The following is a 25,656-nucleotide window of genomic DNA, read 5'->3' on the forward strand; positions in this document are numbered from 1 at the left end:
CCAATGCCCAATGCCCCATCGCCAATTTCTATAACCAATCAATAATTTTGGCATTTTCTGGAAGTTGGGCTTCAGTTTGCCCAGAGTAACGCGCTTTGGCTGTAAATAATCCTATGGGAGTACTAAGAAAGTCTACCAAGCTAGCTTTGCCTGCGATCGCTTTTAATGTATTTGTCGGTATTTCTTTTACTAACCAGCGTCCTAAGCAATAGCCGTAATCTTTATATTTAAATCCTGACATTAGCTGCACACCATAGAGTTCGTGTAGGTAGCGATTTGAACGTCCATAGCGCCGCCATTGGCTTTTAAGTTCTCCCAGTGTGGTGCGGTGACGATGTTGAACTATGGCATTGGGGACAAACTTTAACTGCCCAATTTTATCCTGGAAAATTCGCCAACAAATGTCTGCATCACCCCCAGTAGTTAAATAGGGACGAAATAACCCTACTTTTGCAAAAGCGATGCGGCGAATGGCTAAATTAGCAGTTTGACCGTAGGGACAGAAGGGATGGGCAAGGGTGTGCTTTTGGGAAAGAGTTTCTTGATAGTCTGCGTATTTTTCTAAAATAGTTTTACCTGGTAATGCAGTAATTTCGCCTACAACAATTGCTATATCAGGTTGATTAAAAGGTTGAATTAATGATTCTAGCCAATGTGGTTGCGGACGACAATCTGCATCAGTAAAGGCGATGATTTCACCTTTAGCGGCTCTAATACCAGTATTACGGGCTGCATAAGAGCTTTGAATTTGATTTGCACTTAAAGGATAAATAGCTAGGGGGCTAAGTTCCGCAGTATTTTTGAGTAAATTTAAAGTGCGATCGCTACTGTTATTATCTACCAGCAAATACTCTACCTGCTCTTGCGGATAAGTTTGAGATAAAAAACAAGAGATTAAATCAGGTAAATCAGCCTCACCGTTATAAATAGGTACAACCACCGACACCTTAGGCAAAAAGCTGTGGGCGGTGGTTGCATCAACTGAGGAATTCTGCATAAATAAAAATTTAGGTGATGGGATTACTAGCTAGTATTCCCAATCCACCATAAATTTTGCTGAGTTCGTAATCAGTACAAAGTTTGCTGGAATAACTAAAACTACAGTCTTGACTACGAACTGACACTAGTAGCTAAAATTTCAAGTCTCTAGCACTGCTACTCATGGCTCCAGTTGTTTGATTGACTGGAGGTTGAGCGAAGTTAGTATTAGATAATGCACTAATTGCTCGTGCATATTGCGGGTCGTTTTGAGTACCAATTAAATCTGGGTTAGATGCTAACTGACGTTCTTGTGCTTCTGTCAAATCTAATTTGATATCTGGTGTAATACCTGTATGGTTAATATCTGTTCCTTTGGGAGTGTAATAGTGAGCGATGGTGACTGCTAAACCGGAACCATCAGATAGTTCATGCACAGACTGCACTAAAGCTTTACCAAAGGTTTGACTACCAACAACTACAGCCCGTTTATTATCCTTGAGTGCGCCTGTAAGAATTTCGCTAGCACTAGCTGAATTTCCATCTACCAAGATAGCGAGGGGGAGATTGGTTAAAGCAGTACGATTAGCTTTGGTATCTTCAGTTCCACCTACGCGGTCTACTGTACGGACAATACCACCTTGATCTAGCCACATCCGAGCAATTTCAATGCTGGCTTGCAATAAACCGCCAGGATTACCACGTAAATCTAATACATAAGCATTAACTTGCTTGGTGTTCAAATCGCGGATGGCGCGACGCATTTGGTCTGCGGCGTGGGAACTAAACTCGCGTAAGCGGATATAGCCAACCCGGCGATTACCTTCTTGTTTCACGGTATAACGCACAGTTGGTACTTCAATTGTGGCGCGAGTGAGCTTCAAATCGAAAGCACTTTGTCCTGGGCGTCCCAAGCGCAAAGTTAGAATTGTACCAGCTTTCCCGCGAATCAATTTGGAAGCATCGTCCACTTTCATTTGCTGGGTGGACTTGCCATTAATAGCTAAAATTTCATCGCCTGCTTTAATTCCAGCTTTTAGGGCTGGAGAATTTTCGATAGCTTCTACAACTGTCAGCCGCTTAGTTTTTTCGTTTAATTCCATGCGAATACCAATCCCAGAGACTTCCCCTGAGGTTTGGCTGGTTAAAGCTTCATACTGCTTGGGATCCATAAACCGAGTATATGGATCGCCCAATATTTTTAAAGCTTCACGAATAGCGACATAAGCTTCTTCCCGAGAAGCATAGTTTTTGCTTAAAAGGCTTTGTCTAGTAGCTTGCCAATCTTGTTGATTAAATTTTCCATCAACGTATTCACGATTCACCAATTGCCATACTTGGTCTACTATTGCTTTCGGACTATCTTGTAGAGCAGCACGAACGCAGCGAGTCCAAGCAGGGCCAAATACGGATACGGTGGCTGTCGTGGCGATCGCTCCACCAATCAAGGCTACTTGGAGCGGTGAGTAACGTTTCGCAGATTGGTTCATGTATATCAGCTGGAATAATTGTGTTGTTGACAGTTTAGCAATCAGGATTTCCAGATTTTTTTAAGTTTTCATACTCAAGTTAAGCTTTACTTTGTGATTATTTCAAATAGAAATGATCCTAAAAATACAGCTTTACTTTTAATTATCATTTCTCTGTTTGCTAGCTTTCTCCGGGACGAGCATCGAGAGATGTGATGACACTTTTTTATGTGTCAACTTTACTTCCTCGATTATCTTTATAAGATAGCACTTTGCTAACTTAGTTGCTGGTATTTTAAACACCGACTCACTAAGCTTTTCTTAATTGTGTAATGAAACGTAATGGTTCCATTAATTCCACAAATTCCCTGAGAAAAAAACCGAGGGAATTGTGGTGCAGGATACAAAATATTTTCTGTGGTCTGTGCCTGATCCTTGGCTTTTGGCTGATCTGTACTACTATAACCTTAGTTTCCGTGTCTTCCCAACCAGTAGATGCTCTGTTTGTGCTTGGAGGAAGTATTCAAAGAGAAATATACGTAGCAAAAGAAGCTAAAAAATACCCTGATATTCCTATATTAATCTCTCATGGGTCACCAGAACCTTGTGTGTGGTTAATTTTCCATGAAGAAAATACTGAGTTACAAAATACCTGGTTAGAAAACTGTGCAAATTCTACTTGGGAAAATTTCTACTATAGTATTCCCATTTTGCGACGTTGGGGAACACATAAGGTAAAACTAATTACTTCACCAACACATTTACCGCGTGCTCAATGGATGGCACAAATTCTTTTGGGAGCTAATGGTATTTGGGTAGAGCCAGATATTATTCAGGAGCGAGGTATTCCTGGTAATCGGGAGTTTTGGCTAAAAACGGGGTTAGATATGACACGTAGTTTATTATGGGCAGGTTTCAGCACAATTATTCAACCGCGATGCACGCAGGTAAAAAGGCTTACAGAATTGGATATGCAAGCTTGGGAACATCGCGGTTTTAAGTGTGAATACCAGGGGAATGTGAGGAAGTAGGGAGGGAGACAACTGACAACTAAGCTACTGACTATTTCCCAATAAACTGCGACTGAGACCCAAGAATCATTGTGCCAATACCAACATCGGTGAAAATTTCTAAAAGTAAGGCGTGGGGAATGCGACCATCAATAATATGTGCGGCTTTGACTCCTTGAGCAAGTGATCGCACACAACAATTGACTTTGGGAATCATCCCACCGCTAACTACACCGGAGTTAATCAACTCACGGGCTTCAGGAATATCAACTTTTGGTATCAAGGTTGACGGATCTTTGTAATCTTTTAAAATACCTCTGGTATCAGTTAATAAAATTAATTTTTCGGCACCAAGGGCTGCGGCTATTTCCCCGGCTACAGTATCTGCGTTAATGTTGTAGGCTTGTCCTGTTTCGTCGGCGGCGACACTGGAAACGACGGGAATATAGCCGTTACTAGCTAATGTTTCCAAAATTTTGATATTAACATTGCTGACTTCCCCAACAAAGCCGATACCTTCTTGACCTTGGGGACGGGCTGTAATTAGATTACCATCTTTACCACAGAGTCCTACTGCTAAACCGCCAGCTTGGTTAATCAGTTCGACAATTTCTTTATTGACTCGACCGACTAACACCATTTCTACCACATCCATTGTGGGAGCATCGGTGACGCGCAGACCATTTTTAAATTGAGCTTCAATTCCCAGTTTATCTAGCCAACTGTTAATTTCTGGGCCGCCTCCGTGAACGAGAATGGGACGTAAGCCGACGCAGGATAAAAAGACAATATCGCGGATAACTTTATCTTTGAGGGTGCTATCTTTCATGGCTGCGCCGCCATATTTCACCACAACAGTGCGCCCAGTAAATTGTTGAATGTAAGGCAGCGCTTCACTTAGCACTTGTACACGGGTGGCTTCGGTTTGCCTGATGTACTCAGTATCGTTGACCATGATGAGGAGCTTTTAAGACTTAACACCTATCAAGTCAGTGTAGAAGACTTTGTAACGGGTAACAATCTCTAATGGGAAAATGGGAATTAGGCATGGGGCATTGTTATTTATCTGTATTGTCCTAAATCTTGATTTTTGAGTTAGGGATTGCAAATGGAATTAGGCGATGTCTGACGGCAAGCCGCAGGCTTTACACGTCTACGCGGTAATCTGTTATTGAGTTACTGCGATTAGTGCGATCGGCAGAGTATGTGTTAATTCTGAATTTTAATGTATTAATTAATATATGAATTCTCAAAAAGAAACCAAGCTACTGATTTTATCTCTGCTTTTGACTACTGCGGTGCTAGGTTTTAGCTTTTGGTTGTGGAGTAAAGTTTCTGGTGATAATTTAAATTCTGTACTATCAGGTGAAAACCCGCCATCGCCTTCTAGTGCTACATCAGCCAGGGTCAGTATAGGCGAGAAAATTTTAGTAACTGCTGATACTAGCCCTGATAAAGAAGCAGGAGTACAGGCTTTTGCTCAAGGTGATTTTGTCACCGCTACTACTAAATTAAAAGCATCTTTATTGAAAAAACGTAACGATCCAGAATCTTTAATTTATTTCAATAACTTGCAAGGGCAAAATAGCAAATCCCTGAAAATTGCTGTTAGCGTTCCTATTGGCGGTAACTTAGATGTCGCTAAAGAGATTTTGCGGGGTGTGGCGCAAGCCCAAGATGAGATGAATCGTGGTGGTGGCATCGATGGTAAACTGTTACAGATTGCGATCGCTAATGATGATAACGATCCCACCCAAGCGCAACAGGTGGCTACACAATTTGTCAAAGATAGCAGTATTTTAGCTGTAGTTGGACATAATTCTAGTAATACTTCTATCGCCGCAGCGCCAATTTATCAGCAGGGAGGGTTAGTGACGATATCTCCTAGCAGTACGGCGCAAAATCTCTCTGGGATTGGTAGTTATATATTTCGTACTGTTCCTAGTAATGGCTCATTTGCTCAACGCCTTGCTAGTTACACTATTAAAACGGCGCGGAAAACTAATATTGTTATTTGTACTGATTCCAAATCCATTGATACCCAATCTTTTAGGGATGAGTTCATCAAGGAGATAGTAGCTGGCGGTGGAAAGGTTAATTCTACAACTTGCGATCTTGCTAGTGCAAATTTTGAGCCAAATACATTGATTTCCCAGTTTATTAGCAGTGGTGCAAATGGTTTAGTTTTAGCGCCCAATGTAGATAAAATTAACAAAGCTTTAGATTTAGCAGCTGCAAATAATGGCAAATTAACCTTATTTGCTAGTCCTACACTTTACACATTTCAAACGTTACAGGTAGGAAAAGCAGATGTTAACGGTATGGTGTTACCTGTACCTTGGCATCCTACAGCAATTCAAAGCAATCCTTTTCCACAGAATGCGGTAAAACTTTGGGGTGGAACTGTGAATTGGCGAACAGCTACAGCTTATGACGCGACTATAGCGATCGCTAAAGGTTTACAACAAGCTAGTACCCGTGATGGCTTACAACAAGTGCTGCATAGTTCTAGTTTTACTGCCAATGGTGCTACAGGTAAAATTCAATTTCTGCCTTCAGGCGATCGCAGTGGCACAGCTATATTAGTTAAGGTGCAACCTAGTAGTAAATCTGCTACTGGATACGACTTTGTGCCATTTTAGTGCCGATCGTTATCAGTTTTAATGGGAGACAGTCTTTTTCAAAACGCTAGGTATAGCTGCTATTACTCTTGTCGCAATGTCTTCTGGTGTTTCTTCGGCGCTGATGGTGATTTGCAAATCTGCTTGGGAATATAGCGGTTGTCTTTGTTCGAGAAGCGATCGCAATTTGCCTAAAGGATCGACATCTTTTAATAATGGTCTTGTGGTATCCTCTTGCAATCGACTATAGAGTAGTTCTACTGGCGCATCTAGCCAGACAATTAAACCATGATGCAGGTAACTCCAGTTTTCTTGGCGCATGACAATACCGCCACCTGTAGCTATAGTCAATTTTGTAAAAGCACAAACCTGTGCTAGCACATCACTTTCCAATTCCCGAAACGCTGCTTCTCCTGATTCAGCAAACAGCTGATTGATAGATTTTCCTGCTGCTTGGACAATAACATCATCAGTATCGACAAATCCATAACCTAGATGCTTGGCTAGTAAGTGCCCTACTGTAGTCTTACCACTACCCATCATCCCAATTAAATATAGGTTTACCCCTTGCAATAAGCTACTCACTAACTACCATTCTCTCCCTGACTTTAATATTTCTCAGTCATTATACCAACTGAAAAAACAATAAGACATGTGGATTTTTCGGATTGGGGTTTCCTTAATTATCTTTACGGTAGTTAATAATTAAATTTCAACCTAACGATTCTCATCTTTAAGATACTGTTTTAAGTGTGCTGCAAACATAGGATTACTGAGCAATAAATGGCTATTTTTATCTTGATGCAGTTGTGCATTTTCTTCGGTTAATCTTTCCAGGATATACTCTCGCAACACTGGACTCAGCGAAAAACCAGATGCTTGTCTGTCAAGAAGAGAACGTCTTTGTAAGAATTCCATAGCCTCCAAGATTAATCTTTGAGACATTAGGGGCGATAATCCTGGTAAGAGGAGATTTTTCTCCAACTCTTTGATTGACTGACAATTAGGTTGGAGCGATAGCCAGTACAATAACTGTTTTTCGACATGAGATAGCCGCTGAAACTGCTGCTCAATAGTTGTCCTAATATCTCCAAAAATTCTAGTTTCTAGGGCAATAAACTCAGCTATATTTCCAGCAAATAATTCTTGAATTGTTGTAGCAATTAATTTGAGAAATAACGGATTACCTGCATATTGCTCAATTAGTATTTGGTAATCTGATTGTGAAGATTTATGGAGTAAACCTTTATTTTTAAGCAGAAAAATGCTTTCTTGCTGATTTAAACCATTTAATTTTAAGCAACGGACTGGTAATTGTATTCCTTCTAAAGCAGCTAGTTCCTGAGTTTTTTCACGACTCGTTAAGACTACACAACTTTGATGTTCTAAATCTCCGATGTAGCTGATTAACTCACCGTAACCCTCATATCCTTGACGATAGGAGATTTGGTTGCTCATTGGTGTGTTGATTGTCTGATGGCGATCGCTATCGGCTAAAATCGAATCCAGCCGATCTAAGACAAGCAAACAGCGACGAGAACGCAAACAATCAATCAGTTGCGCAATTTTGTTGTCTATTATTCCAGGAAGAGTTGTAGGGGAAGTTGGTGGTGATAGCTGTTGAATCAGTTGATCTAAGAATACCTCTAGCGGTGGTGCAAACCTAAGCGATCGCCAAATAACATGTTCAAACTGCGGTTGAATTTCTGCTGTTAGCTTAACTGAAAAAGCAGTTTTGCCAATACCCGCCATGCCCAAGATTACCACTAACCGGCAGCGTTCTTGTAGAATCCATTCTTGAACTTGAGCTAGTTCTTGTCTCCGTCCGTGAAATATATTGGTATGAATTAATTCATTTCCATTGTTGAGTATTGATTTATGAGAAAGTAAATCTAACTCCATGTCTTTGTTGACAATAATAGGATTAATTACTGGTTGTAAATGAAACCAACCCTTTTTATAACCAGCCTTTTCTAGCAACTGAGTGACTCGGCTCCAAGTTTTTACTTTTACTGAGTCTCCTACTTGATTACTCAGCATTTCCTCTATATATTTATATAGTCCATTTGATAGATATACTCTCACAGTACTGCTACTGCCACTTTGATATACTACCTTGGCAATTTCCGCTGGGCTACAACCACAAAGTAAACCCCTCAGAAATTTTTTTTCCACTGGTGTGAGAGCTTTGCCCTTGGCTGATGCCAAATCCACGTATAATTTTTCTAATTCCCAACTATTTTTAGCTTCTATAAAGTCTTCTTCTAGGCGATAAGAATCATCTGCTGCCATTAGCGTTATTAATGTAATTAAAGTCACTTAGGCAATATATTAACGATTCTTCTATCAAAGAAGAGTAAATTAACAATGAAATTCTAACGAATTTAATAACTTGCGTTAGGTGACTAAGGGCTTGCCACTTGGTTATCTTGGGCTTAATTGAAATTTAATAAAAATTGTTTGAAACTTTAAGTGAACAAATTCGGTCAATCTCAATAGCGAAGACTCTCTTTTCTGGAACGATTTTCGGTTTACACAATACTGTGTTTCTACTAATACAATACAGGCGATGTAAGATTCAGTTCTTGTAAGCTTTTGTTCCCTAATCTGGTAGATATAAGGTGTAAACTATCACTCATTTATTAACTACAATTGTCCAAAAAAGATTTACCACTTTGACAATTTAGTTAAAGAAACTACTGAAAATTTCACCGGAATCAGTCCAGATAAATAAATGTGGTATGTATGAGGTGCCGACCATGACTCGAATTCGTGATGTTGTAAAAAAAGCTTTAGCAAGTGGCTATTTAACCGTAGAGGCAGAAAATCAATTAAGACAGCTATTAACTACCAGGTATGATTTAGAAGATTTCAACGCTTTTATGAGTTTGCAAGAAGCTGCAATGAATGGTAATGTCAGGCAGGAGTCTCGGGAGCGTTGTGGAATTAAGTATTAGTTAGTTGTCAGTCGTCAGTTGTCAGTTGTCAATTGTCAGTTGTTATTTATTTTTTTCTAGTCTCTAGTCCCTAGTCCCTAGCCCCTAGCTTTAGCGACGAGGTTTTTCATCATCAAAGTCTTCGTTGTCATCAAAAAAGCTCCAATCATCCTCATCATCGTTAGCTTCATTGGTAGCTGGAGGTTGATAGGGGGGTATAATTACTCGGTAATCAGCATCATAAACTGATTCAGTTTTGCCGACGGCTGTGTTTTTTGGCTCGCGGTAGTTGTAGGAGTAAACAGAACCAGATTGAGAAGAACTTTTAGGTTCTTGTTGACGCTCATAGGTTTTAGGCTCGGAAAACTCTGAAGTTGGCTGTTTAGGTGCTGAGGTTGCTTGGGGATTTTCATCAAAGTTCCAGTCATCATCTTGATTATTTGTGTCCCAATCATCAAATGTATCGTTGGAACGATTTTCTGTTTGATTATCTGGTGGTGGCTCAGGAGTTGGTTGTTGTTGATAAGTTGTTTTATTACGCGGTCTTGTTGTTGATTTATAGCGAGTTTGGCGTTGTTCTGGAACAAAATAAGTTGATACTTTTATCAAACTCATAATCAATAAAGATGTTAAAGCACCTGCGGTAGTAGCAAGTAACATCCACATCGCCAGTGGTAATGGTTGAGTCCGCATACCTAAAAATACTAACGATATGACAGGCGACCAATTTTGGGTTAACAAAAGCGTTAGCCCTCCTAATATCACCACCAACAGAATTAAGCGAATTACACTCATAGAAATGATTAAAAAATAAAAGATAAAGAATGAAGGATAAAGGCTAAAGATGAAGGTTAAAGGATGCTCGTCCTTGGCATACCAGCAAGGTAGGCTTAAATTTTATACTTCATACTTCAGACTTCATACTTCAGACTTCATGCTTCCTACTTCCTACTTTAACGGTGACCTTGCCATCGTTGAATGGGAATGCAATCAATATCGAGTTGGTCTAAAGCACGAGCGACTACAAAATCAACTAAATCCTCAACACTTTGAGGTTTGTGATACCAAGCAGGAATTGCCGGCACAACTCTGACACCAGTTTCAGCTAAAACAGTTAAGTTACGCAAGTGAATCAAGCTAAAAGGAGTTTCTCGCGGAACAATCACCAATTTGCGACCTTCTTTGATTTGTACATCTGCGGCTCGTTCGAGTAAATCTGAACTTAAGCCAACTGCTAATTTAGCAACGGTACTCATGCTGCATGGCATCACAATCATGCCCAAAGTACGGAAGGAGCCGCTAGCAATCCCCGCACCAACATCGCTCCAAGGATGGCAATGTAGTTTACCAGAATTGCTGACTCCTGCTTGTTCGCGCCAAAATTGCTCTTGAGCAGCAGCTTCTGATGGCATTCGGATATCCTGCTCGGCTTGCCAAACCATATAGGCTGATTTGGAAGCAACTAGTTCAATTTGATAATCTGCTGCTAGCAGGTATTTCAGAGCACGAACGGCGTAAATCAAGCCAGATGCACCTGATACGCCGAGAATCAAAGGGTATGTGTTATTAGACACTTTAGTACTAGTTGATTTACTCATCCTCCTCGTAAGGTTCTAGATCGGCTGGATCGAGATGGGATGAGAGATAAATATCTGATAAATCGTCATTCTGGCTGTTGAGATCCAAGCCTTTAGCGACACCATCACTACCTACGGTGACAAGGTCAATTTGCTGACGGTAATAATCAACACTCTTGACCTGGACAGAAACGCGATCGCCTAATCTGTAGGAAGCACGATTTTTCCGACCAAATAAAGCTTGTTGTCTAGCACGGTATTCATACCAGTCATCTTTGAGAGAACTGACATGTACTAGTCCTTCAACGCGCAAGGGTAAACCGAGATGGCTGCTGGCTTCAGCTTCCGCTGCGGGAACTTCAATTTCTACAAAGAAGCCGTAGGATTGAACGCCAGTAATTACGCCTTGAAACACTTGGCCGATGCGTTGTTTCATCAGTTGGGCTTTTTGCAGTCCGGCTAAATCGGCTTCGGCTTCTTGAACTTCTTTTTCCCGATCGTTAATTTGGATAATTACCCGCGTTAAATCGCTTTGCAGTTCCTGTTGCAATTCTGGGGGTAGGACGTTCCAGTTAATTTCGATGTGGGAAGAAGAATGGCGCAGGTTGACACGTTCTTTAACACGGGTATTGCGGCGATCGCGTCCGTGTTCGAGTAATGTGTAATATACGCGCTGCAAGAGTAAATCCGGATACCGCCGTAAGGGGGCTGTAAAGTGGACATATTCCGGTAAAGCCAGCCCAAAGTGTGTTGCTTTGGTGGTGCTGTAACTCGCAGGCTTAAGTGTATCTTGTAATAAATAAGTCAGCACTTGCTCGGAAGCAGATTCGACAAAAGCCCTGGTTAAATGTTGATAATCTAGGGGTTGGATATCTACTTCTGGTTCTAGTGCGAGTTCTACACCTAAGTTAATTGCCAATTTCAGCATTTCTTGGACATCTTCGGCGTCGGGTGTACCTTGAACTCGCCAAATGGCGGGGACTCCCAAAGCGCTGAAATGGCTAGCGATGAGTTGATTTACTAACAGTACTAACTCTGTTAAGAGGGAATGGACTGGTAAATCATTGACTACTACAGCACCGAGAATGCCCTCATCGTAGTAGGGATTGTGACTAGGTGGCAAATTTAACTGTAAGCTACCACGATCTAAACGCACCTGTTTCAGGATTTTCCGTAATCCTTCCAAGTTTTGCAAGGTTTGCACAACCTGTTCCGATTGCTTGTGAGGTTCGCCAGACAGGATGGCTTGGGCTTGTTGTTTAGTAAGGGTGTTATCGACGTTAATGATGCTGGGTTGAATTTCCCACTCTTCAATTTCGCCTGATTTGGGATCGATGGTAATTAAGAATGATAAAGCTAGGCGATCGCTTCCCGCAACCAAAGAACAGCGATCGGCTACTGTTTCTGGGAACATCGGTAATACTAATTCTCCCAAATACACCGATCTACCGCGTTTGAGTGCTTCCCGATCTAAGGCTTCATCTGGCTGGACAAAGTGAGAAACATCGGTGATATGAAATCCCAAACGCCAATAGCCATTGGCAGTTTTTTCCAAACTAAAGGCATTTTCTACCAATTTCGGGTCACCGTTGACCCCAGTAATGGTGAATGTAAATAAATTGCGTAAATCCAGGCGATTTTTCAGGTCTGCTTTCAGTAGTCTTTTTGGCAACTTGGTAGCTGCTTCCAGAACTGCATCTGTGAAATTACGACCTAAATCGTGCTTACAGGTGACTAAATCTATATCAGCAGCGGCTTCAGCGTCGCTACCCAGGATTTGCACGACTCTACCAACTGGGGGATATTGTGCTAAGGGATACCTTAAGACTTCCACATGGGCCAGGTGATCGAGAGCTTCTTCTAACTTCATCCCGTTGGTTTGCAATTTGAGTTCAAACAACAGGCGATCGTCAAGAGGAACCGCACGGAAGCCGCTTTCTACTTGCTTAATCCGCGCGAGTAAAGTGTGATTAGAGCGTTCGAGAATCAGCTTGACTTCGCCTTCTGGGGAACGACGGCGACTACCTTCTTTGAGGACTCTGACCAAAACGCGATCGCCATTCCAAGCATTACTCAGATGGCTTTCCCGGATGTAAATATCTTCAGCACCTTCGACATCTTGAATAGCAAAGCAGAATCCCTTACTAGAACAACGGAGTTTAGCTTCGATTAAGCCTTCTTCCATCACCCGGCGATATTTACCCCGTTCTTTCACAAGAATGCCGATTTTCTCTAAAATCTCCAAGGCAATGTGAAGTTTTTGTAAACTAAGTTCATCTTCGCAGCCAAGTTTTTTTTCCAAAACCTTACGAGCTACCAATTTATCATCGGTGAAATTGGCAAGGAGTGTAGCGATTGAAAATTCCATGCAGTGAACCGACCTTTGGTCAAAACATCATTTTTCTTTTAATCTGGTTGTTTTCTGTATACCCTCACGGACTACAGACTCTAGCTAGAAACTAAATACCCTCAAGCAGGGATTCTGAAGTTCCAAGGGATTTTGCCGACTCAACTGGCGAAAATTCGCAGCAGCGTCTACAAACTTCTCACTGCACGACAATATCAGAGTTCGCTCGCGTTTGAGTTCCTTTATCCAGTCCAACCGACAAAGCACGCCTGATAAGATTTTGCCCCACAAGGTAATTACGCGACTAGTTTTGAGATGCTGGGTTGGTAGAAATATCCATGCGACTCAAAAACGTTATACAGGGGAACAGGTGTTTAATTGTCTAGACTCAAGGTACTTTTACGCCATTAGACTCTGATTTTTACTAGGAGAAACTGCCGATCGACCTAACTTTCCCATATGTAGAATCGGTAACAATTAGGTAAGCAGCTTAACGGGCAGTGAGGGCGAACCTTATCTTCATTATTGTAGATTTAGAGCGCACTTCCAAGAAATAGTTCTGCATATCGAATTGGGTAATTAGTATAGCATTGCCAGCGCTCCTACTCAGATTTAGCGATTAGTAGCCAAAAATGTTCTTGCAAAAGAGCTACTGCTACAATCGGGACACAGGAGTGAGGAGCGAAAATTACTTTGATCCATGAGCGTATAGCAAAGTTAGCGTGTGGTTACAGTTTCGACTCCAGCCAAGCTGCTATGAAAGTTGAGACTGGAGAAAATTTGATTTTGTAATACGTCATGCCGGAAATCAACATATCATTTGACAAAGTCAAGAGCGCAAAAGAATACAATTCTTTTGACTTTTGACTTACTCGGCAGCGGTACTAGCTTTTATACATAGTTAGTATCAACCCCTTTTATTCAACAGACTTAAAATTGGTGGCAGTATTATGTTGGCTCAGTTCCAGAGCTTGTATCCCAAAGGTAGTCTTATTTCTGAGTTAGTGCAAATTTTTCAAGGAAAATATATAGTTCGTGCTAGCGTGCAAATTGATGGTGTTACTCGCGCCACTGGTTTAGCCGCAGCAGAAACAGTAGAAGTAGCAGAAGACCAAGCGAGAATTAGGGCGCTGATGGTTTTGGGAATGGAAAACGCCCCCCAGGAAACTGTGAAATCTTCTCCCCAACTTCCAGCACAGGTACAGGCTAAACCTGCTAGTTTTACAGGTGGATTTCATGAAAGAGCTTATTCACCAATCAAGGAACGGGATTTTGTCAGCAGTCAAGAAACTGCTGTGCCATCCTTTGCGGGACAAAGCATGACTGCTGATACTGTAAAGAGTGATACTGTAAAAGGTAATTCTGGAAAAAGCGATTCTGGAAAAAGCGATCGCGAATTATTCGCAAATAATACAGCTACCACTAGTAAAATCCTTACTGATAGTCAGGAATTAAATCACAACTTCTCTACAACTAATGAAATTTCCAGTGAAATTTTCAGTGAAATTTCCAGCCAAGTTGATGCGCCTAGTGATAACTTAGGCAGTATTTTTGGAAAAAATTCTGAAAATCAACCATTATCCGGGATGACTCCTAGTAATGTCACCCCCTTTACACCCCGTAACCATAGTTCATCAGAAGATGTTGCTACACCAACAACAGCAGGTAAGAGAAAAAAGAAGAGTGAACCTGTAGATTTATCTGATGTCATAGCCAAAACAGATGTCGAACTACAGCGTTTAGGCTGGACACCAGAACAAGGAAGGGAGTATTTAATTAAAACGTACGGTAAGCGTGGGCGGACTTTACTTACCGAAGATGAGTTATATACCTTTCTTCAATACCTACAATCTCAGCCAGATCCCATAGCAGGATTTTAATTAATTAATTAGTCAGTTGTCAGTTGTCAGTTGTCAGTTGTCCTCACCAAAAACCCCGTTCAACTTTCCTCATTAGTCAGGAGTGTTAAACGGGGTTTAATCAAATGGTTTAGATGACCATTGACCATTGACCATTGACTATTGACCAATGACCAATAACTAAACCACAGCTATCGGACGGCTACCAGCAGAATGACGGTCAATTACTTGGTCAATTAAGCCATAGTCTCTGGCTTCTTCCGGCGACATGAAAAAATCGCGTTCAGTATCTTCTGCAATACGTTCCAGGGGTTGGCCTGTATGTTCAGCTAAATAGTCATTTAGCCGCCGCTTATGATACAAAATTTCCCGCGCCTGAATTTCAATATCAGTAGCTTGTCCTTGCGCACCACCTAGAGGTTGGTGAATCATAATCCGAGAATGGGGTAGACTCATCCGCTTACCTTTAGTACCAGCGCTGAGGAGAAAAGCACCCATGCTGGCAGCTAATCCGGTACAAATGGTACAGACATCTGGGCGGATATGCTTCATAGTGTCAAAAATGCCCATACCAGCTGTCACCGAACCACCGGGAGAATTGATGTATAAATAAATATCTTTCTCCGGGTCTTCAGCATCTAAAAATAGTAGTTGGGCAACAATCAAGTTCGCTATGGAGTTATCAACCTGTTGTCCTAAAAAGATAATCCGCTCACGCAACAGCCGTGAGTAGATATCAAAGGCGCGTTCGCCGCGACCCGATTGTTCAATGACTATAGGAATCATGCAGCCTGCTTGTAGCTATTTCAATCCATTTTACCGTTTGTTTTTGGGTATTGGGCATTGGGCATGGGGCATTGGGCATGGGGATTGGGCATGGGGCATTGGGCAAGAATAATATCTCCTCTGTCCCCCTACCCCTTGTCTTCTTTTTCCCCCACAGACTCCGGGCACTTTTTATCCGTAGTCTGTGTCTTAATCAATATCCGCAAATCGTGGTCACTAACTCTGATGTTTCTGAGTGTGCTGCAAAACCTTTGTAGTGTGCTGACTAAAGTTATCAATCCATCCAACTAGTTAGTGCTTTTTTGTCAGGTACTGGTAACTTTTTAAACATTTCTTCAAGATTGCTATGGGCAATTATCCGGAAGATTTACCAATTTCCGGTAATGCAATAGTACAGGGTGTAGTTAGAGTAGCTAGTCAATGTAAAAACGCTGTCCACCGAGAAGGAGACCTGCCATGCCAGAAAAACTGGTGCAAGCCGCCATTATCACTTTCTTACTTCACTTAATAGTAGGACTTAACCCAAATACCACAGTTCAGACAAAGGCTACAGTGTCTTTGCCAGAAACACCAGCCACAATTATTAGTTCGCTGTTCGCTTCTATGCGGTAAAACAATGCTGTGAATTAACAAGTATGGGTTTTGTTTTCGCTACATTTGTGGTTTATTGACCTAAATTCAATACTATGGCTGCATTAACTAGCCCCTTTAACTAATCTTGCTCATGCTTGATGTTGTTAAAGGGGCAACTCGTTTTTATTGACTATTCATTAATGGGAAAAATCCCAATCTGCAAGCCAAATCACAATAATGTTTCTTTGCTTAGGTGTGTATCTCAGCAGACTCCATTTTGTAAATATTTTGTTATAGTAGTTAATATAACTACACAAAACTGTCACCCTCATGTGGTAAACCACTAAAAAAGCGAATGCCCAATACCTAAATGAGTGTATGACTTACCGACATCAGCGAGTTAATTAGGCAGACGAATATTAGTCAGCATTAAACCTCTAGTTGTCGCCCAATTTGGGCATAGGAGCCAAAAATGAATCAGCCCATTAAATTATCTTTAGAACAAGAATTTAGCCTGAGAAGCTTTGCTAACCAAGTGCAATATATGTCTCTTGAACAAGCCCAGGAATTTTTGCTCAAGCTGTATGAGCAGATGTTGATTCAGGAAACAACTTACAAGGAATTGTTGAAGCAGGAGTGGGAAATAGACTCAGGTGCATTCTCTGGCTAAAGCTAGAAAGCAAATATAGGAATCTGGTTTGACTTTTGAAAAATTGCCTAGACTTGAAGTTGAACTTTAGGCAATTCCCACCAAAACCCTGATATGCTGGGGAATTGCCCACCTAAGTGTATTCTTCACAAGAATATAAAATGAGGTAGAAGCTTGCTAGCGTGACTCCTAGAGTATGTCTTCAACTAGCTCAGAGGCATTGATAATTAAGCCAAAGAAGTTTTACGGAGGCAATCTCTATGTTCAAAAGTCTAACAAGTTTACCTAATCCTACTGAGGGTGATTGGGGAGAGCGTTTACTTAACACTGTTGCTAGCAAAACAATTCGCTACTTATTTACTCAAAGCGAGTCAGTAGAAGTCTTTGTCCAATGTCATCCTTCGAGTAAACTTTTTCAAGGCAGCATCGATAGTTTCAAAATGAATGGGCGTGGACTAGTTATTCGTGGAGATTTCCGAGCTGAAGAGTTATCTTTTCAGACAGATGCTGTAGTAATTGATTTCAGCAATGTTTTGAGCGGAAAACTGACTCTCAAACAACCCACCCAAGCTATTGCTCAAATTACTTTATCAGAAACTGGGATTAACCAAGCTTTTCAGGCAGAACTAGTAAAAACGCGGCTACAAAATCTTTCTCTGCCTGCTTTAAGTGACATACTTGGTGGTGAGTTCGTTTCTTTTGAAACTATCCAGTTCCAATTGTTACCCAATAATGGGGTACGGATTTTCGCTCAAGCTGATCTCAGTAACGGTGAAATTGTGCCGATTAGCTTAAGTGCAACCATAACCATTGAACGGCGACGCCGCCTTGTGTTCTGTAACCCAAAGTTTGAAGCAGATACTGTACCAGAATCTCAACGGAAAATTTCTCAAACTTTGAGCGCTGTATTAGCCGAAATTTTGGATCAGATGGTCGATTTGGATCGCTTTGATCTTGATGGCATTACTATGCGAATCAATCGATTAGAAACTCAAGGTAAACAATTAATTTTCACTGGCTACGCACAAATTGAACGTATTCCTAGTAGTAGTTCACCACATTAATTTCTATGGTTAGGTAGTTAGTACAGATTTGGCTAAAGATAAGGACTGAAGTCTTTACTATGAAACAATTTCTCCATCATGATTAATGTGGCAAAGTACTAGCGCAACATGGTGTAAAGGCCGAAATACAATTAATTCTTTTGCGTTTTGACTTCCCCATAGCGTTGCTAATCCAAGAAAAATTTTCTAGAGGTGGGATTTTCTTTGAGAGATTGAATAAAATCCTTCAAGCTCAATAATTTACCTGTGAAGGTGAATTTAGGGGTTCCATTTTTAGAAATGATTTTCACCTCACCATCTTGGATTTGAATTTGATTTTTAATAGTTTCCCAGAGAGTATCGAAGCTATCGTCATCCTGACAACCATTTGCTTCGAGGAAATTTTGGCGCACTTCGGTTTTGAGCGCTCTTAGTTCTGCTGCTTGGGTGCGCGCCTCAAAGTGTTGAATTGCATCTTCATAGGTGCTTTCTCTAAGAATTTTGTTTTCGGCTTGAACTTGCTCTAACTGATTTTTGATAGCTTCCAATTGTGATGTTAAAGCTGCTGACTTCTGGTATTGAATTTTTAAAGCCTGCTTTGCATTAGTCAACAAGGCTTTGTAATCTGGCTGGTCTTCGTTTTGAATTGGTTTCGATTCCTGGCTATTCATAAAATAAAATAATTAATTTAATTATTTTGTTAAATTAATTTTATACTTTATTTGGATAGTTTATTAATAAAAAATGCAACTTTTCTCAATATTCAGTCTATGGCTGCTTTGTATAAGTGTCCGATGCATCAGGTTTTTGTAAGTTAAAATTGACTGCTTCACTCAGGCTGGGGAACGATAGACTGGGCAAAGAAAGCAACTAACTCCCATCCGATCATGACTAACCGTCTTGTTGAAGCTAAGAGTCTCTATCTCCGTAAACACGCTGAAAACCCTATTGATTGGTGGCCTTGGGGTGACGAAGCACTAGCAACTGCAAAGGAGAAAAATCTCCCTATCTTTCTTTCTATTGGCTACTCTAGTTGTCACTGGTGTACTGTCATGGAAGGGGAAGCTTTTTCTGACCTAACTATTGCTGAGTACATGAATGCTAATTTCTTACCCATCAAAGTAGATAGGGAAGAAAGACCAGATATCGATAGCATCTACATGCAAGCTTTGCAAATGATGAGCGGTCAGGGGGGATGGCCATTAAATGTGTTTCTTTCTCCAGACGATTTAGTCCCGTTTTACGCTGGTACTTATTTCCCATTGGAGCCGCGTTACGGTCGTCCTGGGTTTTTACAAGTGCTGCAAGCGCTGCGACGTTATTACGATACAGAAAAAGATGATTTGCAGCAACGCAAAGCTGCAATGGTGGAAGCATTACTGACTTCGGCTGTATTAAAAGATGGTACAGCTGCTGATGTTGCAGAACATGAATTATTGCGTAAAGCTTGGGAAACTTGCACCGCAATACTGACACCCAATCAATCGGGAAATAGTTTCCCGATGATTCCCTATGGGGAATTGGTATTGCGCTTAAATCGGTTTAATTTTTCCCCGCGCTATGATGGCGCACAAGTTGTTACCCAGCGGGGGCTAGATTTAGCTTTGGGTGGAATTTACGATCATGTGGGTGGTGGTTTTCACCGTTACACTGTTGACCCAACATGGACAGTACCCCATTTTGAAAAGATGCTCTATGATAACGGTCAAATTGTGGAGTATTTGGCGAATTTATGGAGTGTGGGAGTACAAGAACCAGCTTTTGAAAGAGCGATCGCTAAAACTGTACAATGGCTCAAAAGAGAAATGACTGCTCCTGAAGGTTATTTCTATGCAGCCCAAGATGCTGATAGTTTCTCTGAACCCACAGCCCCAGAACCAGAAGAAGGAGCTTTTTACGTTTGGAGTTACAGCGAACTCTCACAAATACTCGCACATGAAGAACTTGTTGAATTACAAAAGCAATTTACTGTCACTCCTAGCGGTAATTTTGAAGGACAGAATGTGTTGCAACGGCTACAAGCTGGGCAACTCAGTGAAAGTGTAGAAATCATTCTAGGCAAGCTATTTGCTGAACGTTACGGAAATACACCCGAATCTTTAGATACTTTCTCTCCAGCACGCGATAATCAAGAAGCAAAAACTTATGACTGGCCGGGGCGCATTCCTTCAGTAACAGATACAAAGATGATTGTCGCCTGGAATAGCTTGATGATTTCTGGTTTAGCCAGGGCGGCTATTGTCTTTCAACAACCATCATACTTAGAACTTGCAGCCAAAGCCGCAAACTTTATTTTGGCGCATCAATTTGTCGATGGGCGTTTTCACAGACTCAACTATGATAAACAACCCCATATTTCAGCCCAGTCTGAAGACTACGCCTTTTTTATTAAGGCGCTGCTAGATTTACACCAAGCTGCTGTGGGAATGGGAGATGTAGCTTCAGCTTCATTGTGGTCAGAAAAAGCGATCGCGCTGCAAGATGAATTTAACGAATTTCTTTGGAGTGTAGAATTAGGTGGCTACTATAATGCCGCAATTGACGCTAGCCAAGATTTAATCGTCCGCGAACGCAGCTATGTAGATAATGCTACACCCTCAGCCAACGGAATTGCGATCGCTAATCTTGTCCGTCTCACCCTACTCACCGACAATCTGCATTATCTCAACTTAGCTGAGCAAGGTTTAAAAGCCTTTAAGAGTGTCATGGCTCGTGCGCCACAAGCCTGTCCCAGTTTATTTACGGCTTTAGACTGGTATCAAAACTCAACCATTATTCGTAGTAATACTGAACAAATTAAGTCACTGATGCCTAAATACTTGCCGACTGTAGTATTTGCATCTGTATCAAATTTACCAGAAAACACCATAGGCTTAGTTTGCCAAGGTTTAAAATGCCTTGCACCAGCAGAAAGTGTTGAACAATTATGGCAACAGGTACAGCAAAGCCAGAGTAGAGGATGAGGGAAGGAGGACAAGGGGTAGGGGGACAACTGACAACTGACAACTGACAACTGACTATTGACTATTGACCAATGACAAATAACAAAATAACAGCCATCGTTCTAGCGGGTGGACAAAGTTCGCGCATGGGCGAGGATAAAGCCCTGATTCCCATAGAAGGAATACCAATGCTACAGCGTGTTTGTAGCATTGCTCAAGCTTGTGCTGATACCGTTTATGTCGTTACTCCCTGGCCAGAACGTTATCAACATCTAGTTTTACCAGGTTGTCAATTTATCTCAGAAACCCCCTTGTCCCCATCTCACGGGCCACTGGTGGGATTTTCTCAAGGACTGGCGCAGGTACAAACTGACTGGGTGCTGTTGCTGGCTTGTGATTTGCCTAAGTTAAAGGTTGAGGTGTTGCAAGAATGGATCGCTAGACTTGATAGTGTGGGAGATGATGCGATCGCAGCTTTGGCTCATCATGCTAAAGGATGGGAACCTCTGTGTGGTTTTTATCGCCGTCGCTGTTTACCCGAACTCTTAGAGTTTATCAATCAAGGCGGGCGATCGTTTCAACAATGGCTGAAACAACATTCTGTGCAAGTTTTACCTGTGTTAGAACCAGAAATGCTATTTAACTGTAATACACCAGAAGATTTAGCCGATACTGATAATAAATAAAGATTATATGAACTTTATTCAGAGGTTAAAAGTTGACTTAATTATGATGCAATCTGCTTGTGAATGAAGAATCTTATTACTGTTTCATAAATAACAATGTTTAGCACCATGCTAAAACAAAATTAAAAATTCTGTGAATTATTGATGAATTTGCAAATGTATTAAAAATTTTTGTAAATCTTAAAAAAATTATTTTTTACCAGTCATAATTTAAGAACTATTCCTTTATATTGAATATAGGATTTCTCAATAAGCCTTGTATAGATCCTAGCGAGTAACACAGTCATAATCTTACTTAGAGATTTTGGCTAGTGGTTCTACTCGCTTTTTTTTGGTCAAGAATTGTATAATATATCAATTTGTCAAAAATTCGATTATATTGTGCAGATGTGCAGAACTTCTGCTGTATACAATTCATCAAGGGTTTTAATATGCGGCGTCCTTGGATATTATCTGCTTTAGGAGTTTTATTAAGTATATTAATTGCTGCTTGTACTAATGCACCTAGTCAGCAGCCATTAACACAAACACCTACAAATCCTAATTCTCAGGAACTAGCCAAAACACCTGCAAAAAGAGTTGTTGCTCTCTCATCTCTTGCGGCTGATATTATTTACCAACTTGATTCAACCAAGCTTGTAGGGATGACTGGTAGTAAACTATTTAAAGATGACTCAAGATTGACCAATATTCCTCGTGTAAGTGAAGGACAAACTCCACCTAATTTAGAGAAAATCATTGCCTTAAAACCAGATTTAGTTATTGGTGCAGAAGGTTTTTCTAATCAACCAATTCAAAAACTTAAAGATTTAGGAATCGCTACGATTCTTACCCAAATTAAAAATTGGGAATCTCTAGAAAAATTAACTCAACAATTAGCTGAGTTAATTAATGCCGACCCTCAACCTTTATTAAATCGCTATAAAAATTTTTTAGCTGCTAAATCAACTCAGAGTCCTTCTACATTAATACTCGTAAGTCGGCAACCAATTTTAGCACCGAATAAAAATAGTTGGGCTGGGGATTTACTAGTAAAGTTTCAAGCAAAAAACTTGGTAGCAGAATTACAAGGAACAAGCCCCATAGGTGGTTATGTAACCCTTTCAGCCGAGAAAGTTTTAGAAGCGAATCCAGAAGTTTTAATAGTAGTCAATAATTCCGATCCGCAACTTTTAGACTCGCTGAAAAAAGAAGCTTTTTGGCAACAACTCCAAGCTACTAAAAATAATCGAGTTTATACTTTTGATTATTATGGGCTGGTTAATCCAGGTAGTATTGATGCAATTCAAAAAACTTGTCAGCAATTAACACAAGTTTTATCTGCAAAAACATGAATTTACATATTAAATAAAATATTTATTACACATTGAGAAAACATAAGAAAAAAGAAACCCAACGCCAAAAAATTATATCTTGTTGGGTTTCACTATGTTGAACTTAACTTATTTATCTGTTGCATTTTTTCGTAAATTGGTATTAGTCTGTGGAATCACATACCCTACTTCTGCTGATTTTGAAATTAGGTAATGGGTTTGGCGTTCTTTGGCTCTGGAGCAGAAGCACTAGTTATACTGCGCAAATAAGCACCACCAATTGTCACTAAGAATGTTAAGTAACCAATAGCTTGTACAAGGTAAAGATGTTCTCTGTAGCCAAGCAAGGTTTTGAAAATAACACCAGGAAATTGTTCATCAGGTAAGATTTTAGCAGTATTCCAAACCATAGGCCCTAAAATACAAGAATGAACTTTAGTAAAGTGTTCGTAATAGAAACAAAAGCTTTCTGTAGCACGACTACTCAGCGCCAGGTTAGCCACAGCTTCATCAAAATGTTTTAAAGCAGAAACTACTAAACCAGCAACTATTAAAACTAATAAAATTCCCATTACTTGAAAAAATTGGCGAATATTAATTTTGATACCCAATTTAAATAACATTACGCCAATAGCTACAGCAGTTACTAAACCAGCTATAGCACCTAATGCAGGCATAAATCCTTGTTGAAAATTAGCAGCAATAAAGAGAACTGTTTCAAAACCTTCGCGAACTACTGCAACTAAAATTAAGGTAAAAACGCCCCAACCTGCGTTTGATTTTTGTGTCAGTGCTTCTGTGACTGCTCCTTCTACATTAGCTTTCATAAATCTGGCTTGTTGAGTCATCCAAATCAACATCCAGCTGAGCATGATAATGGCTAATACACTGAAGATACCTTCTAGCATTGGCTCAACTACAGAGGTGTATTGAGGATTAATTGCTCCTAATGCTTGAATTATCCAGCTAAAAAGTACACCGATTAAAGCACTGATGGCAATACCAACACCAACACCAGCATATACCCAAGAATTAAGTCGCGATTGTTTGCCTTTTTTCAGCAACGCCAACACAATCCCAACTACAAGGGCTGCTTCTACTCCTTCTCGGAGTGTAATTACAAAAGTAGGTAAAGCAGTACTAAAATTCATTTTTTTTCCTTTGTCCTTTATCATTAGTCATTAGTCAAGAACAAATGACTAATGACTAATGACTATTAACTATTAACTAAAATCGCGTAACATTTTTTTCAATTCAAGATTATGCATCTCTTCTTGACCAATCATGCCACGAGCGAACTCTTCTAAATAGATACTCGCATTAGTAACAGTTTCTAGCAGAGATTTATACAAATCTAATGCCTTTTTTTCATGGGATAAACTTTCAGCCAAAATATCCTTAACTGAATGTTGATAAGTTTCTTCCATTGGGGCAATTCTCAAGGAGGGATGTCCATCTAAACCGGTGAGAATCTCTCCTACTTGTTGAGCATGGAGTAAAGATTCGCTGGCCTGGGCTTTAAAAAAAGCCACAATGGGAATGCGATTAGGGCCAGTTACCATCAAGGAATAATGGGTATAGCGGACTACACCTGCTAGTTCAAATTCCATGATCGCATTCAATAGGTCGATGGTCTTTTTGTGGTCAAGCTCTTGCATCAGTTGTTAAGTTAAGCAAAGGTTAGAAATGTAGAGTAATGAGAAATAAGTTAAGAGTGATACTTTTTTGAAGTGTTAAAAGTTACGATAATCTGTACTTTTAACTCCTAACTACTTTCTCATTATTAACTTATTTTAAACTCCTGTTTCCATATCTCGTCCAGGTCAATTGTTATTGTTGTGCTTGGGTGCTGGTTTTGTCGATAATTTTTTGAGAGTTTTGCTCAATAATTTTTACTAATTTGGTGACATCTTCTGGGGTTTTTACTGGTGTTGCAGGTGGGATAGCCGCAGGCCAAACTTTAAGTAAGTCAGCAAAACTCGCTTCAATGGCTTTATTAGCTTCAGGATTGGCTTGTGCTACTTGAGAGGTAATCCCTTTATATAAATCATTAGCGTAGATAACAAACCCACGAGAGTCTTGATATTCAATGGCAGCAGCTATTTTACCATTAGCGATCGCAGCTCCATATTCTGAGTTAGCTGCATCTAATAATCCGTTGATTACCTGAAGGACAAATCCCGGTTTGGAACGTTGCGCTTCTGGTAAAGCCGCGATCGCGCCATCAACTGATTGCACTGAAGCGGTAAAATCAGTCTTAACTTTGGCATTCTTGGGATTAGATTTGACCAAATCTTGCAAACTTACCAAAGTCGTTTTAAATTCTTTGACTTTGCGCTCGTTGAGTTGCTCTTCGACATCTACATAAATTTCTTCCACCGGATGTCCAATATGAGGTTCAGCCTGTTTGGGCTGATTTTTATCCAAAAGTTCTTGGGCGACTAAAAGATGTCCTTTCATTAAGCCCAACTTTGTCATGTAATCAACATCTTTAGCTTGGCCTGTCAGTACAACCTCTTGTACAGTCACTGCATCTTTGATTTTGTCGAACTGTTCTTGAGTAATAACTTTTTTGCTGACTAAATCTTCTGGGTTGGCGTATGGTCGATTGGCTTGAATTTTATTGGATAATGCCGGAATACCTAACTGAGCTTCAAATTTATCTAACTCCGATAAAATAGCAGTATTGATGTTAATTTTTGCTTTGCTACCGTGACCGCTGTGAGTTGTTGTTTCCGCCACCTGAGCGCTAGAGTTAGCAGATGGTGTAGCTGGATTTTCTGCTGTGGGTGTGCTGTTACAAGAACTTAAACTAACTATGGCAGCAGCAGCAACAGTTAAACAAATATAGCGATATTTTATCATTT

Annotated in this window: 24 protein-coding genes; 10 read left to right on the plus strand and 14 right to left on the minus strand. The window is 40.5% G+C overall.

The genetic code is table 11. From position 1 onward, the window contains the following. Positions 1 to 28: 28 nt before the first annotated feature. Both H6G41_RS02030 and ctpB read right to left on the minus strand, forming a co-directional pair. On the minus strand, positions 29 to 997 hold the full coding sequence (locus H6G41_RS02030; RefSeq protein WP_190743133.1) for a glycosyltransferase family 2 protein: 969 nt from the start codon (positions 995 to 997) through the stop codon (positions 29 to 31). Positions 998 to 1,130: 133 nt separating this feature from the next. Continuing rightward, a complete protein-coding gene (gene ctpB, locus H6G41_RS02035) occupies positions 1,131 to 2,468 on the minus strand; it encodes a carboxyl-terminal processing protease CtpB (RefSeq protein ID WP_190743135.1) in 1,338 nt (445 codons plus the stop codon). Positions 2,469 to 2,923: 455 nt separating this feature from the next. Between ctpB and H6G41_RS02040 the strand changes: the two genes are divergently transcribed. Next, positions 2,924 to 3,478 (plus strand): YdcF family protein, encoded by a 555-nt coding sequence (locus tag H6G41_RS02040; protein WP_374939404.1) that lies wholly within the window; start codon positions 2,924 to 2,926, stop codon positions 3,476 to 3,478. Between the two features lie 31 nt (positions 3,479 to 3,509). On the opposite strand, the gene argB is transcribed toward H6G41_RS02040, so the two are convergent. Continuing rightward, positions 3,510 to 4,415 carry an acetylglutamate kinase gene (gene argB / locus H6G41_RS02045; RefSeq protein ID WP_190743326.1) on the minus strand — a complete coding sequence of 302 codons (906 nt, stop codon included), beginning with the start codon at positions 4,413 to 4,415 and terminating at the stop codon, positions 3,510 to 3,512. A gap of 283 nt (positions 4,416 to 4,698) precedes the next feature. Between argB and H6G41_RS02050 the strand changes: the two genes are divergently transcribed. Beyond that, positions 4,699 to 6,099 carry an ABC transporter substrate-binding protein gene (locus tag H6G41_RS02050; RefSeq protein WP_190743139.1) on the plus strand — a complete coding sequence of 467 codons (1,401 nt, stop codon included), beginning with the start codon at positions 4,699 to 4,701 and terminating at the stop codon, positions 6,097 to 6,099. Positions 6,100 to 6,117: 18 nt separating this feature from the next. Here the strand turns inward: H6G41_RS02050 and H6G41_RS02055 are convergent, their stop codons facing one another. Both H6G41_RS02055 and H6G41_RS02060 read right to left on the minus strand, forming a co-directional pair. Then, a complete protein-coding gene (locus H6G41_RS02055) occupies positions 6,118 to 6,663 on the minus strand; it encodes a shikimate kinase (protein WP_190743141.1) in 546 nt (181 codons plus the stop codon). 132 nt (positions 6,664 to 6,795) lie between these two features. Continuing rightward, positions 6,796 to 8,370: an NB-ARC domain-containing protein gene (locus tag H6G41_RS02060; RefSeq protein ID WP_190743142.1), complete on the minus strand. Its 1,575-nt coding sequence runs from the start codon at positions 8,368 to 8,370 to the stop codon at positions 6,796 to 6,798. A 467-nt stretch (positions 8,371 to 8,837) separates the two neighbouring features. Here H6G41_RS02060 and H6G41_RS02065 point away from each other — a divergent pair, with 467 nt between their 5' ends. After that, the gene (locus H6G41_RS02065) at positions 8,838 to 9,035 is read left to right on the plus strand and encodes a hypothetical protein (protein ID WP_190743143.1); all 198 of its coding nucleotides are present in this window, start codon (positions 8,838 to 8,840) and stop codon (positions 9,033 to 9,035) included. Between the two features lie 90 nt (positions 9,036 to 9,125). On the opposite strand, the gene H6G41_RS02070 is transcribed toward H6G41_RS02065, so the two are convergent. The 3 genes from H6G41_RS02070 to H6G41_RS02080 all read right to left on the minus strand — a co-directional run bounded on the left by H6G41_RS02070 (position 9,126) and on the right by H6G41_RS02080 (position 12,959). Then, entirely contained in the window at positions 9,126 to 9,809 is a 684-nt protein-coding gene (locus H6G41_RS02070; protein ID WP_190743144.1) for a LapA family protein, read from the minus strand. Between the two features lie 158 nt (positions 9,810 to 9,967). Beyond that, positions 9,968 to 10,588, minus strand: a complete 621-nt coding sequence (locus tag H6G41_RS02075) for a flavin prenyltransferase UbiX (protein ID WP_190743145.1) — start codon at positions 10,586 to 10,588, stop codon at positions 9,968 to 9,970. Positions 10,589 to 10,604: 16 nt separating this feature from the next. Beyond that, the gene (locus H6G41_RS02080) at positions 10,605 to 12,959 is read right to left on the minus strand and encodes a ribonuclease R family protein (RefSeq protein ID WP_190743146.1); all 2,355 of its coding nucleotides are present in this window, start codon (positions 12,957 to 12,959) and stop codon (positions 10,605 to 10,607) included. A 929-nt stretch (positions 12,960 to 13,888) separates the two neighbouring features. On the opposite strand from H6G41_RS02080, the gene H6G41_RS02085 reads away from it, so the two are divergent. Next, on the plus strand, positions 13,889 to 14,818 hold the full coding sequence (locus H6G41_RS02085; protein ID WP_190743147.1) for a hypothetical protein: 930 nt from the start codon (positions 13,889 to 13,891) through the stop codon (positions 14,816 to 14,818). 159 nt (positions 14,819 to 14,977) lie between these two features. Here H6G41_RS02085 and clpP read toward each other — a convergent pair whose 3' ends face one another. Then, positions 14,978 to 15,583, minus strand: a complete 606-nt coding sequence (gene clpP, locus H6G41_RS02090) for an ATP-dependent Clp endopeptidase proteolytic subunit ClpP (protein ID WP_190743148.1) — start codon at positions 15,581 to 15,583, stop codon at positions 14,978 to 14,980. Then, the gene (locus tag H6G41_RS35620) at positions 15,564 to 15,689 is read right to left on the minus strand and encodes a hypothetical protein (protein ID WP_277877995.1); all 126 of its coding nucleotides are present in this window, start codon (positions 15,687 to 15,689) and stop codon (positions 15,564 to 15,566) included. Before H6G41_RS35620 ends, clpP begins: the two co-directional genes overlap by 20 nt. Before the next feature lie 350 nt (positions 15,690 to 16,039). On the opposite strand from H6G41_RS35620, the gene H6G41_RS02095 reads away from it, so the two are divergent. The 3 genes from H6G41_RS02095 to H6G41_RS02105 all read left to right on the plus strand — a co-directional run bounded on the left by H6G41_RS02095 (position 16,040) and on the right by H6G41_RS02105 (position 17,869). Continuing rightward, positions 16,040 to 16,195, plus strand: coding sequence for a hypothetical protein (locus tag H6G41_RS02095; protein WP_190743149.1), 156 nt, complete (start codon positions 16,040 to 16,042; stop codon positions 16,193 to 16,195). Positions 16,196 to 16,628: 433 nt separating this feature from the next. Then, a complete protein-coding gene (locus H6G41_RS02100) occupies positions 16,629 to 16,826 on the plus strand; it encodes an NblA/ycf18 family protein (protein ID WP_096644455.1) in 198 nt (65 codons plus the stop codon). A 239-nt stretch (positions 16,827 to 17,065) separates the two neighbouring features. After that, on the plus strand, positions 17,066 to 17,869 hold the full coding sequence (locus H6G41_RS02105) for a DUF2993 domain-containing protein (RefSeq protein ID WP_190743151.1): 804 nt from the start codon (positions 17,066 to 17,068) through the stop codon (positions 17,867 to 17,869). A gap of 167 nt (positions 17,870 to 18,036) precedes the next feature. Here the strand turns inward: H6G41_RS02105 and H6G41_RS02110 are convergent, their stop codons facing one another. Continuing rightward, entirely contained in the window at positions 18,037 to 18,519 is a 483-nt protein-coding gene (locus H6G41_RS02110) for a hypothetical protein (RefSeq protein ID WP_190743153.1), read from the minus strand. 216 nt (positions 18,520 to 18,735) lie between these two features. On the opposite strand from H6G41_RS02110, the gene H6G41_RS02115 reads away from it, so the two are divergent. The 3 genes from H6G41_RS02115 (at position 18,736) to H6G41_RS02125 (ending at position 22,810) form a co-directional block, all read left to right on the plus strand. Next, positions 18,736 to 20,811, plus strand: coding sequence for a thioredoxin domain-containing protein (locus tag H6G41_RS02115; protein WP_190743155.1), 2,076 nt, complete (start codon positions 18,736 to 18,738; stop codon positions 20,809 to 20,811). Positions 20,812 to 20,882: 71 nt separating this feature from the next. Next, positions 20,883 to 21,476, plus strand: coding sequence for a molybdenum cofactor guanylyltransferase (locus H6G41_RS02120; protein ID WP_190743157.1), 594 nt, complete (start codon positions 20,883 to 20,885; stop codon positions 21,474 to 21,476). A gap of 431 nt (positions 21,477 to 21,907) precedes the next feature. Further along, a complete protein-coding gene (locus tag H6G41_RS02125; RefSeq protein ID WP_190743159.1) occupies positions 21,908 to 22,810 on the plus strand; it encodes an ABC transporter substrate-binding protein in 903 nt (300 codons plus the stop codon). Between the two features lie 185 nt (positions 22,811 to 22,995). Here the strand turns inward: H6G41_RS02125 and H6G41_RS02130 are convergent, their stop codons facing one another. From H6G41_RS02130 to H6G41_RS02140, 3 genes are all read right to left on the minus strand, one after another. Continuing rightward, the gene (locus tag H6G41_RS02130) at positions 22,996 to 23,940 is read right to left on the minus strand and encodes an FTR1 family protein (protein ID WP_190743161.1); all 945 of its coding nucleotides are present in this window, start codon (positions 23,938 to 23,940) and stop codon (positions 22,996 to 22,998) included. Positions 23,941 to 24,012: 72 nt separating this feature from the next. Further along, the gene (locus H6G41_RS02135) at positions 24,013 to 24,447 is read right to left on the minus strand and encodes a bacterioferritin (protein WP_190743163.1); all 435 of its coding nucleotides are present in this window, start codon (positions 24,445 to 24,447) and stop codon (positions 24,013 to 24,015) included. A gap of 172 nt (positions 24,448 to 24,619) precedes the next feature. Beyond that, positions 24,620 to 25,654 (minus strand): helix-hairpin-helix domain-containing protein, encoded by a 1,035-nt coding sequence (locus tag H6G41_RS02140; RefSeq protein ID WP_190743327.1) that lies wholly within the window; start codon positions 25,652 to 25,654, stop codon positions 24,620 to 24,622. Positions 25,655 to 25,656 lie beyond the last annotated feature (2 nt).

Origin of the sequence: Tolypothrix sp. FACHB-123, assembly GCF_014697075.1 — a bacterium.
Taxonomy (GTDB): Bacteria; Cyanobacteriota; Cyanobacteriia; order Cyanobacteriales; family Nostocaceae; genus Aulosira.

Coding starts and splice junctions, on each gene's coding strand:
- H6G41_RS02030 (WP_190743133.1), bottom strand. CDS start 997: ATGCAGAATTCCTCAGTTGATGCAACCACCGCCCACAGCTTTTTGCCT.
- H6G41_RS02115 (WP_190743155.1), top strand. CDS start 18,736: ATGACTAACCGTCTTGTTGAAGCTAAGAGTCTCTATCTCCGTAAACAC.
- H6G41_RS02070 (WP_190743144.1), bottom strand. CDS start 9,809: ATGAGTGTAATTCGCTTAATTCTGTTGGTGGTGATATTAGGAGGGCTA.
- H6G41_RS02125 (WP_190743159.1), top strand. CDS start 21,908: ATGCGGCGTCCTTGGATATTATCTGCTTTAGGAGTTTTATTAAGTATA.
- H6G41_RS02065 (WP_190743143.1), top strand. CDS start 8,838: ATGACTCGAATTCGTGATGTTGTAAAAAAAGCTTTAGCAAGTGGCTAT.
- H6G41_RS02130 (WP_190743161.1), bottom strand. CDS start 23,940: ATGAATTTTAGTACTGCTTTACCTACTTTTGTAATTACACTCCGAGAA.
- H6G41_RS02120 (WP_190743157.1), top strand. CDS start 20,883: ATGACAAATAACAAAATAACAGCCATCGTTCTAGCGGGTGGACAAAGT.
- H6G41_RS02095 (WP_190743149.1), top strand. CDS start 16,040: ATGCCAGAAAAACTGGTGCAAGCCGCCATTATCACTTTCTTACTTCAC.
- H6G41_RS02085 (WP_190743147.1), top strand. CDS start 13,889: ATGTTGGCTCAGTTCCAGAGCTTGTATCCCAAAGGTAGTCTTATTTCT.
- H6G41_RS02135 (WP_190743163.1), bottom strand. CDS start 24,447: ATGCAAGAGCTTGACCACAAAAAGACCATCGACCTATTGAATGCGATC.
- H6G41_RS02100 (WP_096644455.1), top strand. CDS start 16,629: ATGAATCAGCCCATTAAATTATCTTTAGAACAAGAATTTAGCCTGAGA.
- ctpB (WP_190743135.1), bottom strand. CDS start 2,468: ATGAACCAATCTGCGAAACGTTACTCACCGCTCCAAGTAGCCTTGATT.
- H6G41_RS02110 (WP_190743153.1), bottom strand. CDS start 18,519: ATGAATAGCCAGGAATCGAAACCAATTCAAAACGAAGACCAGCCAGAT.
- clpP (WP_190743148.1), bottom strand. CDS start 15,583: ATGATTCCTATAGTCATTGAACAATCGGGTCGCGGCGAACGCGCCTTT.
- H6G41_RS02080 (WP_190743146.1), bottom strand. CDS start 12,959: ATGGAATTTTCAATCGCTACACTCCTTGCCAATTTCACCGATGATAAA.
- H6G41_RS02050 (WP_190743139.1), top strand. CDS start 4,699: ATGAATTCTCAAAAAGAAACCAAGCTACTGATTTTATCTCTGCTTTTG.
- H6G41_RS02105 (WP_190743151.1), top strand. CDS start 17,066: ATGTTCAAAAGTCTAACAAGTTTACCTAATCCTACTGAGGGTGATTGG.
- H6G41_RS02060 (WP_190743142.1), bottom strand. CDS start 8,370: ATGGCAGCAGATGATTCTTATCGCCTAGAAGAAGACTTTATAGAAGCT.
- H6G41_RS02140 (WP_190743327.1), bottom strand. CDS start 25,654: ATGATAAAATATCGCTATATTTGTTTAACTGTTGCTGCTGCTGCCATA.